The following is a 14,689-nucleotide window of genomic DNA, read 5'->3' on the forward strand; positions in this document are numbered from 1 at the left end:
AGTGGATGCACGAGATCTCGGCGGAGCACGAAGCACGGCCCGCGCACGACACCGCCCCACCGACCGCGCTGACCATCGCCGGTTCGGACTCCGGCGGCAGCGCGGGGATGCACGCCGACCTGCGCGCCTTCTTCGCCTGCGGGGTGCACGGGATGACGGCGGTCACCGCGGTCACCGTGCAGAACACCGTCGGCGTCACCGGGCTGGTGGAGATCCCGCCGGAGACCGTGGCCGCGCAGGTCGACGCGGTGGCCTCCGACATCGGCGTGGACGCCGCCAAGACCGGGGTGCTCGCCTCCGCGGCGACCATCGAGGCGGTGCTGGAGGTCTGCGACGCCCACGGCATCGGCCGCGGCGGGCGCACGCCGTTCGTGGTGGACCCGGTCGCCGCCTCCCGCAGCGGTGAACCGCTGCTCCGGAAGGACGCCCTCGACGCGCTGCGCAACGAGGCCTTCCCGCGCGCTTCCCTGGTGACGCCGAACCTCGACGAGGTGCGGCTGCTGACCGGCATCGACGCGCGCACCCGCGCCGACCTGCTGGACGCGGCCAAGGCGATCTACGACTTCGGCCCGGAGTGGGTGCTGATCAAGAGCGGTCACCTGCCCGACGACCCCGAGTGCATCGACCTGCTCTTCGACGGCTCCGAGGCCATCCCGCTGGCCGGGCCGCGCTACGCCACGGTGCACACGCACGGCGCGGGCGACGTCTTCGCCTCCGCGATCACGGCGGCGCTCGCCAAGGGCGCGTCGATGCCGGACGCGGTGCGCAGCGGCAAGCGGTTCGTCACGCGCAGCGTCTCGCACGCCTACCCGCTCGGGGCCGGGGTCGGACCGGTGTCGACCTTCTGGCGCGTCAGCCCGCGCTCGTTCTGACCCCCGAGCCCCTAATAGAGTGATTTCCATCCCGGATCTGTAACCCGAATGGTGTGCCTCATCGACAAACCGGTCGAGATGCGCGTAATTCCCAGGACCGCACGCCTCTGCAGCGCGCGGTCCCTTGCGCGCTGCGCGAAACGACGATGACAGGGGTTTTCGACAGCGTGGGTAAATCGGTCAGGACTGCTAAGTCGGCGTTGGCCGCCCGAGCCCGGCAGCTGCTCGCCACCGAGGCGGGCGCGCCGGACCCGAGGCAGCGCCAGTACGCCGTGCTGGTGCTCGTCGCAGTGGTCGCGGGGACCGCGGTGGGCTGGCTGTTCGACCTGCAGACCCCCGCGCTGCTGGCCGGGCTGACCGCGGTGCTCGCGCTGGTCGCCACCGGCGGCCAGTCGCTGCGCTCGGACCTGCGCCGGTTCGTCTGGTTCACCCCGGCACTGGTGCTGGTGATGACGGTCGGGCCGCTGCTGGCGAACATCCCGGTGCTGGCCGGCCTGGTGGTGGCGCTCGTCGTCTTCGGCTCCGGCATGCTGCCCGCGCTGGGCGAGCACTACCGGATCGGCGGGCAGACCTTCGCCGCGGCGACCCTGGTGTCCACCACGACCGGCATCGGCAGCGACCAGCCGGTGTGGATGCTGCTGGCCGCCTCCGCCTCCGGCGCGGCGTTCGCCCTGCTGCTGCGGGTGATCATCGGGTTGAGCGATCCCGGCCGCGCCACCCGCGTGGCCGTCGCCCGGACGCTGCTCGAACCCGGCCCCGGCGTGGTGGAGTCGGCCGCGGCCGCCTGGCGGGCGGACGGCTCCAGCACCTGGCTCGGCGAGGTGCTGGCCGGTGCCGCGCGCTTCCGCGCCGCCCGCGAGACGCTGCTCGCGCAGGCCCAGCAGAGCGATCGCATCGAGGCCGACCGGCTGCAGCGGATCGTGGCGGAAGCCGATCAGGTCGCCGCGGAGCTGGCCAGGGCGGTTCGCTCCCGCGCCTGCACAGGCCTGCCCTACGCGGCGCGGCGCGACCCGTCGGAAGCGGTGCTGGCCCGCGGTGGGCGGCAGGACCTGCCGGAGGCCGTGCGCGGCATCAACCAGGGCCTCGACCGGATCCGGGCCACCGTGGTCCGCCGCGTCGAGACCCCGCTACCGCCGCAGGCGCCCGGAGCGCGCCGGGAACGGCTGATCGGCGCGGTGCGCGCGCACCTGTCGTTCCGGTCGTCGCTGTTCCGGCACTCGATCCGCTGCACGCTCGCGGTCGCCTTCGGCATGGTGATCGTGCTGCTGCTGCGCGATCCTTCGGCGTCCAGCCTGCTGCTCGCGCTGTACGTGGTGCTGCAGCCCGCGGCGCGCGACAGCATGACCGGCGCGCTGGAGCGCACCGGCGGCGCGGTGCTGGGCGTGACCGCGCTGGCCATCCTGATCACCCTGCTGCCCGGTGCTTTCCTGCTGGTGCCGCTGGTGATCGGCGGAATGCTGCTGAGCATGCCGCGGCTGCGCAGCGAGTACCAGACGCTGCTGGGCTGCCTGATCGTGATCACCGTCGTGGATCAGGCGATGCGGCTGGACCGGCCGCTGGTGAACGTCGGGATCAGCTTCGCCGCGAACACCGCGGTCGGCGCGGCCATCGCGCTGATCGTCGGCTACGTCGCGTACCTGGTGCTGCCCAGCAGCATCCTGCCGGACGTCCGGGGCGCGGTGCGCTCGACGGTGTGGTCGGTGTCCGAGCTGCTGCGCAGCGTCCGGGCGGCCGGCCAGGGCGTCGACCTGCCCGCGGCGCTGCAGGCGGCGAACGTGCTGGCGCTGCGGCGCACTCAGGACCTGCTGGGCATGCCCGCGCTGCTGGACGGCACGGGCGAGGAGACCGACGACGACCGCGCGACGCGGGACGCGGCGGTCGCGCTCGACGCCCTGCGCCAGGACGTCGCGACGCTGGCGTTCCGGCCGGAGGCCGAGCAGGCGGTGGCGGTCCCGGCGCTGCGCGCGGTGGACGACCTGCTGGGCGGCAAGGCGACGGCGAAGATCCCGGACGTCCCGGAGAGCAGCGCCCCGGCGACGGAGCTGCTGGCCAGCTCGCTGCTGGAGAACGCCCTGCACGCCCGCCAGGCGATCGACCGCACCTTCGGTTACGACAACCCGTGGAAGAGCTACACGATCTCCTTCGTGCGCCCGGAGCGCCTCCACATCCGCTGAGCCGTCGACGACCGGTCACCCCTTGGTCGAGGCGACCGGTCACCCCTGGTCGAGCGGTCAGCTCCTGTCGGAACGACGGTGCGGCGTCCGCATCCTCCGGCGTGTCGGATACCCGACACGCCGGAGGGGCACGCAACTTCCATTGAAATCAAACGTCCGATTTCCATTGAAATCGCATGGATCCCGACGCTCCGTCGGCGTGTCGGGTCCCGACACGCCGACGGGGTGCGCAACTTCCATTGAAATCGAAGACCTGATTTCCATTGAAATTGCGGAGGTCCCCGGTCGGCGGCGGAAGTCGATGCTGGCGGCGGGGCCGACGGGCGCCGGGTCAGCCCATCGGGCGGCCCGGGCTGGAGGCTTCCGCCCAGAAGCGCTTGGGGATCCGGCCCGCCTGGGACGCCAGGCGCCCCGCTTCGACCGCTGCGCGCATCGCCGACGCCATGCGTTCCGGGTCCTGGGCCCTGGTCACCGCCGTGGCCAGGAGGACCGCCGAGCAGCCCAGCTCCATCGCCAGCGCCGCGTCCGAGGCCGTGCCGATGCCCGCGTCGAGCACGATCGGCACCGAGGCCCGGGAGACGATCATCTCGATGTTGTGCGGGTTCCGGATGCCCAGGCCCGTGCCGATCGGCGAGCCCAGCGGCATCACCGCGGCGCAGCCGGTCTCCTCCAGCTTCAGCGCCAGGACCGGGTCGTCGTTGGTGTAGGCCAGCACCACGAAGCCCTGGTCGACCAGCTGCTCCGCGGCGTCCAGCAGTTCCACCGGGTCGGGCAGCAGGGTGTCGTCGTCGGCGACGACCTCCAGCTTGACCCAGTTCGTCTCCAGCGCCTCGCGCGCCAGCTGCGCGGTCAGCACCGCCTCGGCCGCCGTCCGGCAGCCCGCCGTGTTCGGCAGCGCTTCGATGCCGAGCTTGCGCAGCAGGTCGAGCACGCCGGTGCCGCCACCGGCGTCCGAGCGGCGCATGGCCACGGTGGTCAGCTCGGTTCCGGACGCGATCAGCGCGCGCTCCAGGACCGCGAGGTTCGTCGCCCCTCCGGTCCCGGTGATCAGCCGCGAGCCGAACTCGCGACCGGCGATCAGCAACGGGTCGTCCACGTCATCCTCCTTGCACTGCGGTGAGGACCTCGATAGCGGCACCGGGCCGCAGGTCGGTCCCGGGCCAGCTGCTGCGGGGCACCACCGCTCCGTCCACGGCCACCGCCACGCCCCGTTCGGGAACCCCGAACTCGGCGAGCACCGCGGCGAGCCCGGCGCCGTCGGCGACCTGCTTCGACTGCCCGTTGATCACGACGTGCACTGCTGTCCTCCCCATCGGTTCGGATCGGTGGCCTTGATCAGCGCGTCCGGTTCGTCGCCGCGCAGCAGCGCGAGCACCGCGTCCGCGGTGACCGGCGCGAGCAGGAACCCGCCGCGGTGGTGCGCGGTGGCGGCCAGCACGCCCGGCTCCAGCCAGCCGAGCACCGGCAGGTTGTCGTCGGTGCTCGGGCGCAGCCCGGCCCTGGCCTCGACCAGCTGGTACTCCGCGATGCCCGGCATCACCTGCTCGGCGTCGGCGATCAGGTCGCGCACGCCGCCCAAGGTGACCTCGGTGTCGAAGCCGACCTCGTACTGGGTGGCGCCGAGCACCAGTCCCCCGTCGTCGCGAGGCACCAGGTAGACCGGCCGGCCGTGCACCGGTCCGCGGACGGTTCGGCTCGGCGGTGGCAGCGCGGTGGCCCGCGCGCGCAGCCGCAGGATCTCGCCCTTGACCGGCCGGATCCGGCCGCGCAGCGACGGGTGCAGCGCGCCGGAGTGCGCGCCCGCGGCGATCACCGCCACATCGCACTCCACAGTGGAATCTTCGAGCTCCACCGCGCCCGCGCGGACGGTTCTCGCCGTCGCGGCGACGAATTCCACTCCGGCCGCCGTCGCCGCCGCGCGCAACGCGGCCAGCGCCGAGCGGTTGTCGACCGCGAGATCTCCCGGAACTTCGAGCCCGCCGCGCACCGCGGGCCCCAACGACGGTTCGAGCCGTCGCACCTCGCGACCGGAAAGCCTGGTCACGGTGCGGCCTTGGCGGGACAGGTAGCCGGCCAGCTCGTCCAGCTCGGCGCGATCGGCGCTGTCCACGCCCACCACCAGCGTGCCCTCGCGGCGCAGCCCGGACGGCAGGCCGGACGCGCGGCTGAGCTCGTCGGCGAAACCGGGCCACCGCTCCAGCGACGTGCTGCCCAGCTCCAGCAGCTCCTCCTCGCCGGGCCAGGCCTCGGCGATCGGCGCCAGCATGCCGCCGGCCACGAAGGACGCGCCCGAAGCCGGTTCCGGATCGACCAGCTGCACGCGGTGCCCGGCAGCTGCTGCGCGCCAGGCGACGGACATCCCGATCACTCCGCCGCCGACCACGACGACGTGTGCGGTACGCAATTCAGACACTCCACGCTCCCTGCGCCGGCATGACCCGGATCAGGTTCGACGGTCGGGGCCAACGCCCCCTCTCAGCCCGGCGACCGGGCTCCCGTGCTCACCGCCTTACACCGTACCTGCCGACATCGCCGACTCCGAGCCCCCTTTCGTCCGGGCAGCGGATTCCCTTCCCCGCCGCGAGCGCGAAGCAAGACGAGTAAGGGGCAATCGACTGGAGTTACGCTGTGGGACATGCCTGGAATGGACGGCTTCGGCATTCGCGCCCGCCTCAACGAGGCCCGGCTCTACCTGTGCACCGACGCTCGCACCGAGCGTGGCGATCTCGCGGAGTTCGTGGACGCCGCGCTCGCCGGCGGTGTCGACATCGTGCAGCTGCGGGACAAGCAGCCCGGCGGTGCACCGCTGGAAGCGCGCCACGAGCTGGCGGCGCTGGAGGTGCTGGCCGAGGCGTGCGTCCGGCACGGAGCCCTGCTCGCGGTCAACGACCGCGCCGACGTCGCGCTCGCCGCCGAGGCGGACATCCTGCACCTGGGCCAGGACGACCTGCCGGTGGACATCGCGCGGCGCATCGTCGGCGACCAGATCGCGATCGGCCGCTCCACGCACGACGTGGTGCAGGCCGACGCCGCGGCGGCCGAGCCGGGCGTGGACTACTTCTGCACCGGCCCGGTGTGGACGACGCCGACCAAGCCGGGCCGCGCGGCGGCCGGGCTCGACCTGGTCCAGCACGCGGCGGAGCACCGCGGCCACGGCCGGCCGTGGTTCGCCATCGGCGGCATCGGCCCGGAGAACCTCGACGACGCGCTCAAGGCAGGCGCCGAGCGCGTCGTGGTGGTCCGGGCGATCACCGAGGCCGAAGACCCCCGAGCAGCAGCCCGCGAACTCCGCGACCGCCTCCCCTGACCAGATCGGCGTCGATTTCGACCGTCCCCCCGCGCGACGCGGCCCCCGGTCGAGGACCGGGGGCCGCGCGGGGAGACGGGTCTTACTGGGTGAGCAGTGTCAGGCCGTAGGCCTGCAGGATCGGGTTCACCGGCTGGTAGTAGGTCGTGCCGCCGGAGCTGCAGTTGCCCGAGCCGCCCGAGGTCACGCCCTGGGCCTGGTCGTTGGTGATGAACGAGCCGCCGGAGTCACCCGGCTCGGCGCAGGCGCTGGTGCGGGTCAGCCCGGTCACCGTGCCCTGCGGGTACTGCACGGACTGGTTCTTGGCCTCCAGCGTGCCGCACTGCCAGCCCGTGGTCGAACCCGAGCGGCAGATCGAGGAGCCCTCGGACGCCTCGGTCGAGCCCGCGACGCCGATGGTGGTGCCGTCGTACTTGTTCACCAGCGGCTCCGGGGTGTCGGAGCTGACGCTCACCCAGGCGTAGTCGTTGCCCGGGAAGGTCGAGCCCTCGAAGCGCCCGGTGGGCTGGGAGGTCGTCGCACCGGTCTGGCCGCAGTGCCCGGCGGTCACGAAGCCGCCCTGCACGGAGAAGCCGACCGAGCAACGGCTGCCGCTGCCGATGTAGTAGGCGTTGCCGCCGATCACGGCGTAGGTCTGCGGGTTCTCCAGGGATTCGACGACGCGCACGGCCTCGCTGAGGACACCGGTGGTCTGGACGAACTGGGCCGCCAGAGCCGCCGAGCCGGGCCGGGTGGTGAGGATGACCGAGTTCTCGCTGGCCTTGTGGTACCAGCCCGAGACCGCCTCCGGGGCGTCGGCGCTGCGCGCGTTGAGGCCCGCGATGACGCCGTTGAGCTGCTCAGCGCTGAAGTTGGCCAGCCGCGGCACCGCGCCCGCCGCGCGCACCTCGTCGAAGCGCGCCTGGTCGGTGACCAGCACGACGAGCTTGCCCTGCTGGGCGTCGAAGTACGAGCCGCCGTACGTGCTGCCCAAGGACTGGCTCAGGGTCTGCTCGACCCGAGCGGCCTCGGCTTCCTGGTCGAAACGCTGCAGTGCCTGGTCCCGGGTCAGGCCGAGGTCACGCTGCATCGCGTCGAGCTGGGTCGTCGCCGCCGGGGTCTCCGGCGGAGCGGATCCGGTAGCGGTCGCCGGCATCGTGAGGGCGGCTACCGTTCCGGCTGCCAGCATCACGGACCCGGCCAACCGAGCCGCGAGTCTGCGCTTCATCTGTTGTCTCCCTCTTTGTGAGCTGGATCTCTTCAGCCCCCGTCGCGCTGCCAGTATCAGAGGGCGACTGCGGTCCCACATCCACCTTTTGCCTCAGCATGCGCAAAAACGGCCTGATCGAGGTAGCCCGGCGGCCGTTCGCACCACCCGCGGATTGGTCCGCCGACCAGCCCGGAGTGCCACTTTCGACGGTGGACGGGAAGCGGGAAATATGAAGAACGCTCACAAAAAGTGAAGTGCCGGTCCCGCCCAAGACCAACCGGGCATTCCGGACTCGGAAGCGCGGTGGTCGCGGGCAGAACCGGCACTGTGCACAGCCGGTGGATCACTCCGGCCGGAGCTGCTCCTGGAACTGCTCCGTCGGCGGCGTCGGCCGGTTCGGCTCCTGCGTCCGAGTCGGCTGCTGGGTCGGCGTCTGCTCCGTCGACGGCGACTGGGTCGGCTGCTGGCTCGGTTGCGGGCTCTCCGGCGTCGGCTGCCGGGTCGGCTCCTGCGTCGGCCGGACCTCGGTGGTCGGCACGGGTTCGCGGGTCCGGGTCTGCACCGGCTTCTCGACCTCGTCGGCGGGGGGCGCCACTTCCTTCCGGGGCTCGCGGTCGAGCACCTTGCCGAGCGTGGTGCCGCTCTCGCCGCCGGACAGCGGACGTCCGGTGATCCCCTCGAACCCGGTGACGACCAGCATGCTCAGCACGAACGCGACCGCGCAGGTGGCCGCCGCCATCGCCCAGCGCATCCTCCGCTTGCGCCGGTCGACCGGCGGTGACACCGGGGCTTCGGCCTTCTCCGCGGCCAGCAGCATGGTCGATTCGTCGATCTTCCTGGTGCCCTCGGAATCGACGACCTGCTCACCGCCGGGCCAGTGCATGCCGGACTCGACGCGAATCCGGCGGGTCGCCTCGGACGACAGCAGGCGCGTCGACTCGTCCTGCACCTTCGCCGCGCCACGGGCCTCCGCCGCCAGCTGGCGGGCATGGGCGCGCGTGGCGCGCTTGGCCTTCACCGCAGCGTGCAGCGCCTTTTCCCTGGCGCTCTCGAACGAGCGCTGGTACAGCGCGCCGCCGACGGTGATGATCACGCTCGTCATGGCGGCACCGATGACGGTGCCCGCCACCCCGAGCTTGGAACCCAGGAACGCCGCTGTCACCGACGCGGTGGCCGCCCCCGCGACCTGCGCCGGCTTGATCTCGATCTTCTTGGACTTCTCCTCGTCCGAATCCTTCTCGTCCGGCTCGTCCTGCGGATCCTCTTTCTGCCTGACCATGGCTCCCACGCACTTCGAACGCACTCTCTCCAGAACGGAAAACGGTCGATGGCGCGGCTTTTCTCCTGATCAGCGCGTTTCGTGAGTACCCCCACTCCGCGTAACGGCCTGTCGGCGAAGCCGTCCGCGCTTGTGCAAGCGGCGGCAGCCGCTTCGAGCACGCACGCAAAGTGACCACCCGCGGGTACGGTGGCCCGCCACTGGGTGGCTCTCTGGGCGAGGACGGCGCCTCCGCCGTGTATTCGTTCATGCATCAGGAGGGGCACCCGCAGTCCAGGGAAGCACTCAGGTTCCGCCGAGCGACCACCCCAGCAAACAACCACCTGCAGGTTCCAACGCGGTGGATCAGCTCGGTGGGTTGAGGCGGGCGACGAACTTGTACCGGTCGCCGCGGTAGATCGAGCGCACCCACTCCACCGGGCGGCCCTCGGTGTCGAAGGAGTGCCGGGACAGCAGGAGCATCGGCAGGCCCACCTCCGAGCCCAGCAGCTCGGCTTCCTCCGGGCTGGCCAGCGCGGTCTCTATCGTCTCCTCGGCGTGCCCGAGCTCGACATCGAAGTTCTCGCGCAGCACCTGGTACAGCGAGCCGCCGGACTCCAGCCGGCCGGTCAGGCCGCGGAACCGGCTCAGCGGCAGGTGGGTGGTCTCGATGGCCATCGGCTCGCCGTCGGCCAGCCGCAACCGGCGCAGCCGCAGCACGGTGGCGCTGGGCCGGGTGTCCAGCAGCGTGGCCAGCTCGGGGTCGGCCGGCTCCTCGACGACCTCCAGCAGGCGCGAGGTGGGCTGCCTGCCGTGCGCCCGCATGTCCTCGGTGTAGCTGCTCAGCTGCAGCCGCTGGGCGACCTTCGGCTTGGCCGCGAAGGTGCCCTTGCCCTGCACCCGCAGCAGCCTGCCCTCCACCGTCAGCTCGGCCAGCGCCTGGCGCACGGTGGTGCGGGAGACGTCGAACTCGGCGGCCAGCGACCGCTCGGTGGGGATCGGCGATCCCGGCGGCAGCGAGCGGAGCATGTCCAGCAGATGTTGCTTGAGCCCCCAGTACTTCGGTTCGCGTTGCGCGCGACCCGATGAGTCCGCCCCGCCGGACACGGACGTTTCGAGCATCGTTCCTCCTACCGCCACAACCTTGCCACCCCAGAAGCGCCGTGGTCGTCGCCTCGCCGAAGTCGTCCAGACCTCTTCAGCATGCCCGAACCGAACGGCGCGGCGAGCACCGTCGCCCCATCCGGGCCAGACGGCGATCGACTCCTGAAGCTCAAGCCAGCCTTATGCGTGGGTGAACAGTAACCCCGCGAACCCTTGACATCGGGTGTGCGGCACCACAATCCTCATCGCATTGGTCTACACCAAAAGCTTGCAACTCCGCACTGCGGCGGAGGAAGGGGCGAACATTGAAGGCCTGGAAAGCGCTCGCGGCCACGGCCGCGCTGTCGTTGACGTTAGCCGGATGCGGTGGGGGACCCGGCGCCAGCGACAACACCCTGACGGTCTGGCTGATGGACGGCTCCGCGTCCGACGCGTTGATCGACGAGCTCAACGCCGAGTTCGAGCAGACCCACCCGGGCATGAAGGTGGACTACCAGATCCAGCAGTGGAACGGCATCCAGGACCGCCTGACCACCGCGCTGGCCAGCGACGACCCGCCGGACGTGATCGAGCTCGGGAACAGCCAGAACCCGCAGTTCTCCGCCGAAGGCACGCTGCTCGACCTGACCGCCGACGCCGAAGCGCTGAACAAGTCGCAGTGGGTCCCGGCGCTGGGCGAGTCCGGCGCCTGGGAGGGCAAGCAGTACGGCGTGCCGTTCTACGCCGCCAACCGCGTGGTGGTCTACAACAAGGAGCTGTTCGACAAGGCGGGCATCACCGAGATGCCCACCAACCGCGAGCAGCTGCTGGGCGTCCTCGCCAAGCTGCAGCAGACCCACGGCTCGGACCCCGAGTTCCAGTCGCTCTACCTGCCCGGCCAGTCCTGGTACGCGCTGCTGTCGTTCGTCTGGGACTCCGGCGGTGAGCTCGCGGTGCAGGAGGGCCCGAACTACCAGGGCGCGCTGGACACCGAGCAGGCCCGCGAGGGCATCGCGTTCTACCAGCAGCTGGTCAAGGAATCGGCCACCAAGGCTCCGGCCGACACCGACGAGGCAGAGCCGCAGCAGGCCGAGATCTACGCCAAGGGCAAGACCGCGATGATGATCGCGCTGCCCTGGGAGGTGCAGACCGCCGCCGAGCAGAACCCGCGGATCGCCGAGATCTCCGGCGCCTTCCCCATCCCGTCGAAGTTCCCGGGCAAGACCGCACCGGTGTTCCTCGGCGGCTCGAACCTGGCGATCCCGGCGGGCAGCGCCGACGCCGAGGCCGCCAAGGAGTACCTGAAGCTGCTGACCAGCCAGAAGTACCAGACCAAGATCGCCCAGAGCGGTGTGGTGCCGGGTGCTTCGCAGGACACCAGCGCGCTGGAGTCCAACCCGGTCAGCGCCGCGATGGCGATCGCGTCCAAGGCGGGCAAGGTGCCGCCCGCCGTTCCGCAGTGGGCCGCCGTCGAGTCCGGGCAGAACCCGCTGAAGGACATGATGACGGCGGTGCTGACCGGCCAGAAGACCATCGTGGAGGCCACGGTGGAGGCCAACGACAAGATCGACAAGCTGCTGGCGGCGAAGAACTGATCATGACCGCCACGCACACCCGCCCGGCGCCGGGCACTGCGGGTCAGCCCGCGGTGCCCGGCGCTCGGCGCCGCCCCCGAATATCGGTGTCGCTGCCCTACCTGCTGATGGCGCCCGCGGTGCTGGCCCTGGTCGCGCTGCTCGGCTGGCCCGCGGTGAACGTGATCATCACCAGCTTCCGCAAGCTCGACCTCGGCGAGCTCACCCGCGGTGAGGTCGTCTGGGCCGGCTTCGACAACTACGCGCAGATCCTCACCGGATCCGACTTCTGGGTCATCGCGCTGCGGACCGTGGTGTTCACCGCCGCCATGGTCGGCGCCACGGTCGTCATCGCGCTGCTGCTCGCGCTGCTGATGAACCACATCCCGGCGGTGCCGCGGGTGGTGCTGCAGATCAGCCTGCTGCTGGCGTGGGCGATGCCGCAGCTGGCCGCGACGACGGTGTTCCAGTGGATCTTCGACCAGCAGTTCGGGATCCTGAACAAGACGCTGGTGCTGCTGGGCTTCGACTCCTTCGAAGGCGCCTCCTGGTTCGCCAGCGGCACCAGCACGCTCACCGTGGTCGGCATCCTGATCGTCTGGCAGGCCGTGCCGTTCGTGGCGATGACGCTCTACGCCGCGCTGCTCAGCGTGCCGAAGGACCTGTACGAGTCGGCCGGGATCGACGGCGCGAGCGGCTGGCAGACCTTCTCCTCGATCACCTGGCCGCACCTGAAGCCGGTGCTGCTGATCGTGACGTTCCTGTCGATCCTGTGGGACTTCAAGGTGTTCGCGCAGGTGTGGGCGGTCCGCGAGGGCGGCCCGAACGGTGAGAGCACCACGCTGCCGGTGCTGCAGTACCTGGAGGGCATCGCGGGCAAGCACTTCGGCGTGGCCGCCGCGGTCAGCGTGCTGATGGTGATCGTGCTCGTCATCGTCTGCGCCCAGTACCTGCGCCTGCTGCTGCGGTCCCAGGAGGGAGAGCTGTGACGATCCGCCGAATCGGGCTGTCCGCGCTGGCCCTGGCCATCGCGCTGGTGTTCGCGTTCCCGACCTACTGGATGTTCACCAGCTCGATCAAGCCGCGCGGCGAAGTGCTGTCCACGTCCTACGACCTGGTGCCCAGCGCGGTCACGCTGGAGAACTACGCGAGCGCGCTGTTGGGCTCGGACTTCCTGCGCTACCTGGGCAACAGCCTGCTGGTCACGCTCACCGCGGTGGCGTGCTCGCTGGTCGCGGGCACCCTGGCAGCGCTGGCGATGAGCCGGTTCCGCTTCCGCGGGCGCAAGGGCTTCCTGATGCTCGTGCTGGTCGCCCAGATGGTGCCGTTCGAGGCGCTGATGGTGCCGATGTTCCTGTTCATGCGGGATCTCGGGCTGCTCAACAAGCTGCCCGCGCTGATCCTGGTGTACTGGATCACCACGCTGCCGTTCACCATCTGGTCGCTGCGCGGGTTCATCGACGGGATCCCGATCGACCTGGAGGAGGCCGCCATGGTGGACGGCTGCAGCCGGGCCGAGGCGTTCCGCCGGGTCACCCTGCCGCTGCTGGGCCCGGGCCTGGTGGCGACCTCGGTGTTCGCCTTCATCACCGCGTGGAACGAGTTCCTGTACGCGCTGGTGCTGATGCGCTCCGAGGACCTGCAGACGCTGCCGGTGTTCCTGAAGACCTTCCAGAACGCGTTCGGCACCGACTGGGGAGCGACGATGGCGTCGGCCACCCTGTTCACGCTGCCGGTGCTGGTGTTCTTCCTGATCGTGCAGCGCAAGATGGTCTCCGGCATCACCGCCGGCGCCGTCAAGGGCTGAAAGCCTGTTGGTGGTCGCTTTGCGTAGGTGGTCGCTTAGCGGAACCTGAGAGGCTCCCTGGACTGCGGGTGCCCCTCCTGATGTATGACCGACAGTGCTGATCGATCGACGGCCGCCTCCACGAGCCAGGATTCCGGCTCGGCGAGGCGGCCGTCTTCGTTTCGGGCGACGATTGAGCCCCGGGGCCGCCCCCGAGTACGATTGGTCTAGACCTCAATCGAAGGGATGGGCCGATGACCGCCACCCACGGCCAGCACATGGCCGACGAGATCCGCCAGCAGCCCGCGATCTTCGCCGACCTGCTGGCCACCCGGGACGCGATCGCCGAGGTCGCGGCGACCGTCGCGCAGCGCCGCCCGCGCTTCGCGCTGCTCGCCGCGCGCGGCTCCAGCGACCACGCCGCCCTCTACGCGAAGTACCTGGTCGAGACCCTGCTGCAGCTGCCCGCCGGGCTGGCCTCGCCGTCCACCACCACGCTGTTCGGCGCGCAGCCGGACCTGACCGACGTGCTGCTGATCTCGGTGAGCCAGAGCGGTGGATCGCCGGACCTGCTGGAGGTCACCGAGTCCGCCCGCAAGCAGGGCGCGCTGACGGTCGCGGTCACCAACACCGCCGACTCGCCGCTGAACTCGGCCGCCGAGCTGTCGGTGGACGTCCGCGCTGGCCGCGAGCAGGCCGTCGCGGCGACCAAGACCTACGGCGCCACGCTGCTGGCGCTCTACCTGCTGATCGACGCGGTGCGCGGCGGCACCGGCGAGCAGGCGGCGAAGCTGCCGGAGCTGGCCGAGACGACCCTGGCGGACGGCAGGGACGCCGTCGACGAGGCGGTCGGCCGCTACCGCTTCCTGGAGCGGATGGTCACCACCGCGCGCGGCTACTCGCTGGCCACGGCCCACGAAGCGGCCCTGAAGCTGGCCGAGACCAGCTACCTGTCGGCCCGCTCCTACAGCGGTGCGGACCTGCTGCACGGCCCGGTCGCGGCGGTCGACGCGGACACCGCGGTGCTCGCGCTGGCCAGCCGGGGCATCGGCGGCGCGGCGATGCGCGAGCCGCTGGAAGCGGTGTCCCAGCGCGGCGCGGACATCTGCGCGATCGGCTCGGCGGCCGCGGACATCCCGGCCACCCACCGGATCCCGGTCCCGGCCTGCGCGGAGGAACTGGCCCCGGTCCTGGAGATCCTCCCGGTCCAGCAGCTGGCCCTCGGCCTGGCCCTCGCCCGAGGCTTCGACCCGGACAACCCCCGAGGCCTCAACAAGGTCACCCGAACCCGCTGACCCGAACGGGGCCCGCCGCCGACGGCGGCAGGCCCCGCACCAGCTCCAGCACACCATTTCGCCAGGTCAGAACCCGTGAGTGTTTTGTGCTGCCATAACCTCACAAAACACTCACGGCCCAAGCCCAGCCAAAACAACCGCCACCACCGAA

At 71.2% G+C, this 14,689-nt stretch carries 13 protein-coding genes and 1 riboswitch; of the genes, 7 read left to right on the forward strand and 6 right to left on the reverse strand.

Annotated features, from left to right (window positions below; genetic code table 11):
• The first annotated feature begins 5 nt into the window (after nt 1-5).
• Nucleotides 6-872, forward strand: coding sequence for a bifunctional hydroxymethylpyrimidine kinase/phosphomethylpyrimidine kinase (thiD, locus tag ATL45_RS10315; RefSeq protein WP_093158509.1), 867 nt, complete (start codon nt 6-8; stop codon nt 870-872).
• A 167-nt stretch (nt 873-1,039) separates the two neighbouring features.
• Nucleotides 1,040-3,046 (forward strand): FUSC family protein, encoded by a 2,007-nt coding sequence (locus ATL45_RS10320; RefSeq protein WP_246025263.1) that lies wholly within the window; start codon nt 1,040-1,042, stop codon nt 3,044-3,046.
• A gap of 331 nt (nt 3,047-3,377) precedes the next feature.
• On the opposite strand, the gene ATL45_RS10325 is transcribed toward ATL45_RS10320, so the two are convergent.
• The 3 genes from ATL45_RS10325 to thiO all read right to left on the reverse strand — a co-directional run bounded on the left by ATL45_RS10325 (nt 3,378) and on the right by thiO (nt 5,450).
• Nucleotides 3,378-4,142, reverse strand: a complete 765-nt coding sequence (locus ATL45_RS10325) for a thiazole synthase (protein ID WP_093158439.1) — start codon at nt 4,140-4,142, stop codon at nt 3,378-3,380.
• 1 nt (nt 4,143) lies between these two features.
• On the reverse strand, nt 4,144-4,344 hold the full coding sequence (gene thiS / locus ATL45_RS10330; protein ID WP_093158442.1) for a sulfur carrier protein ThiS: 201 nt from the start codon (nt 4,342-4,344) through the stop codon (nt 4,144-4,146).
• A complete protein-coding gene (thiO, locus tag ATL45_RS10335) occupies nt 4,332-5,450 on the reverse strand; it encodes a glycine oxidase ThiO (RefSeq protein WP_093158445.1) in 1,119 nt (372 codons plus the stop codon). The genes thiS and thiO overlap by 13 nt, the downstream gene beginning before the upstream one ends.
• Nucleotides 5,450-5,555: riboswitch (TPP riboswitch) on the reverse strand. (Overlaps the previous gene by 1 nt.)
• A 126-nt stretch (nt 5,556-5,681) precedes the next feature.
• Here thiO and thiE point away from each other — a divergent pair.
• Nucleotides 5,682-6,353: a thiamine phosphate synthase gene (gene thiE / locus ATL45_RS10340; protein ID WP_093158448.1), complete on the forward strand. Its 672-nt coding sequence runs from the start codon at nt 5,682-5,684 to the stop codon at nt 6,351-6,353.
• Between the two features lie 82 nt (nt 6,354-6,435).
• Here thiE and ATL45_RS10345 read toward each other — a convergent pair whose 3' ends face one another.
• The 3 genes from ATL45_RS10345 to ATL45_RS10355 all read right to left on the reverse strand — a co-directional run bounded on the left by ATL45_RS10345 (nt 6,436) and on the right by ATL45_RS10355 (nt 9,922).
• Entirely contained in the window at nt 6,436-7,560 is a 1,125-nt protein-coding gene (locus tag ATL45_RS10345) for a S1 family peptidase (protein WP_093158451.1), read from the reverse strand.
• 325 nt (nt 7,561-7,885) lie between these two features.
• Entirely contained in the window at nt 7,886-8,821 is a 936-nt protein-coding gene (locus ATL45_RS10350) for a hypothetical protein (protein WP_093158453.1), read from the reverse strand.
• 345 nt (nt 8,822-9,166) lie between these two features.
• Nucleotides 9,167-9,922 carry a GntR family transcriptional regulator gene (locus ATL45_RS10355; protein WP_093158456.1) on the reverse strand — a complete coding sequence of 252 codons (756 nt, stop codon included), beginning with the start codon at nt 9,920-9,922 and terminating at the stop codon, nt 9,167-9,169.
• A gap of 287 nt (nt 9,923-10,209) precedes the next feature.
• On the opposite strand from ATL45_RS10355, the gene ATL45_RS10360 reads away from it, so the two are divergent.
• The 4 genes from ATL45_RS10360 to ATL45_RS10375 all read left to right on the forward strand — a co-directional run bounded on the left by ATL45_RS10360 (nt 10,210) and on the right by ATL45_RS10375 (nt 14,538).
• Entirely contained in the window at nt 10,210-11,478 is a 1,269-nt protein-coding gene (locus ATL45_RS10360; protein ID WP_093158459.1) for an extracellular solute-binding protein, read from the forward strand.
• 2 nt (nt 11,479-11,480) lie between these two features.
• Entirely contained in the window at nt 11,481-12,446 is a 966-nt protein-coding gene (locus tag ATL45_RS10365; protein WP_170210210.1) for a carbohydrate ABC transporter permease, read from the forward strand.
• Entirely contained in the window at nt 12,443-13,264 is an 822-nt protein-coding gene (locus ATL45_RS10370; RefSeq protein WP_093158461.1) for a carbohydrate ABC transporter permease, read from the forward strand. Before ATL45_RS10365 ends, ATL45_RS10370 begins: the two co-directional genes overlap by 4 nt.
• 233 nt (nt 13,265-13,497) lie before the next feature.
• Nucleotides 13,498-14,538: an SIS domain-containing protein gene (locus ATL45_RS10375; protein WP_093158463.1), complete on the forward strand. Its 1,041-nt coding sequence runs from the start codon at nt 13,498-13,500 to the stop codon at nt 14,536-14,538.
• Nucleotides 14,539-14,689 lie beyond the last annotated feature (151 nt).

Source organism: Saccharopolyspora antimicrobica (assembly GCF_003635025.1).
GTDB lineage: Bacteria > Actinomycetota > Actinomycetes > Mycobacteriales > Pseudonocardiaceae > Saccharopolyspora > Saccharopolyspora antimicrobica.

Bases quoted from the DNA above. Each gene is read 5' to 3' on its own strand.
- ATL45_RS10350 (WP_093158453.1), bottom strand. From the start codon at position 8,821: ATGGTCAGGCAGAAAGAGGATCCGCAGGACGAGCCGGACGAGAAGGAT.
- ATL45_RS10345 (WP_093158451.1), bottom strand. From the start codon at position 7,560: ATGAAGCGCAGACTCGCGGCTCGGTTGGCCGGGTCCGTGATGCTGGCA.
- thiE (WP_093158448.1), top strand. From the start codon at position 5,682: ATGCCTGGAATGGACGGCTTCGGCATTCGCGCCCGCCTCAACGAGGCC.
- thiD (WP_093158509.1), top strand. From the start codon at position 6: ATGCACGAGATCTCGGCGGAGCACGAAGCACGGCCCGCGCACGACACC.
- ATL45_RS10365 (WP_170210210.1), top strand. From the start codon at position 11,481: ATGACCGCCACGCACACCCGCCCGGCGCCGGGCACTGCGGGTCAGCCC.
- ATL45_RS10355 (WP_093158456.1), bottom strand. From the start codon at position 9,922: ATGCTCGAAACGTCCGTGTCCGGCGGGGCGGACTCATCGGGTCGCGCG.
- ATL45_RS10375 (WP_093158463.1), top strand. From the start codon at position 13,498: ATGACCGCCACCCACGGCCAGCACATGGCCGACGAGATCCGCCAGCAG.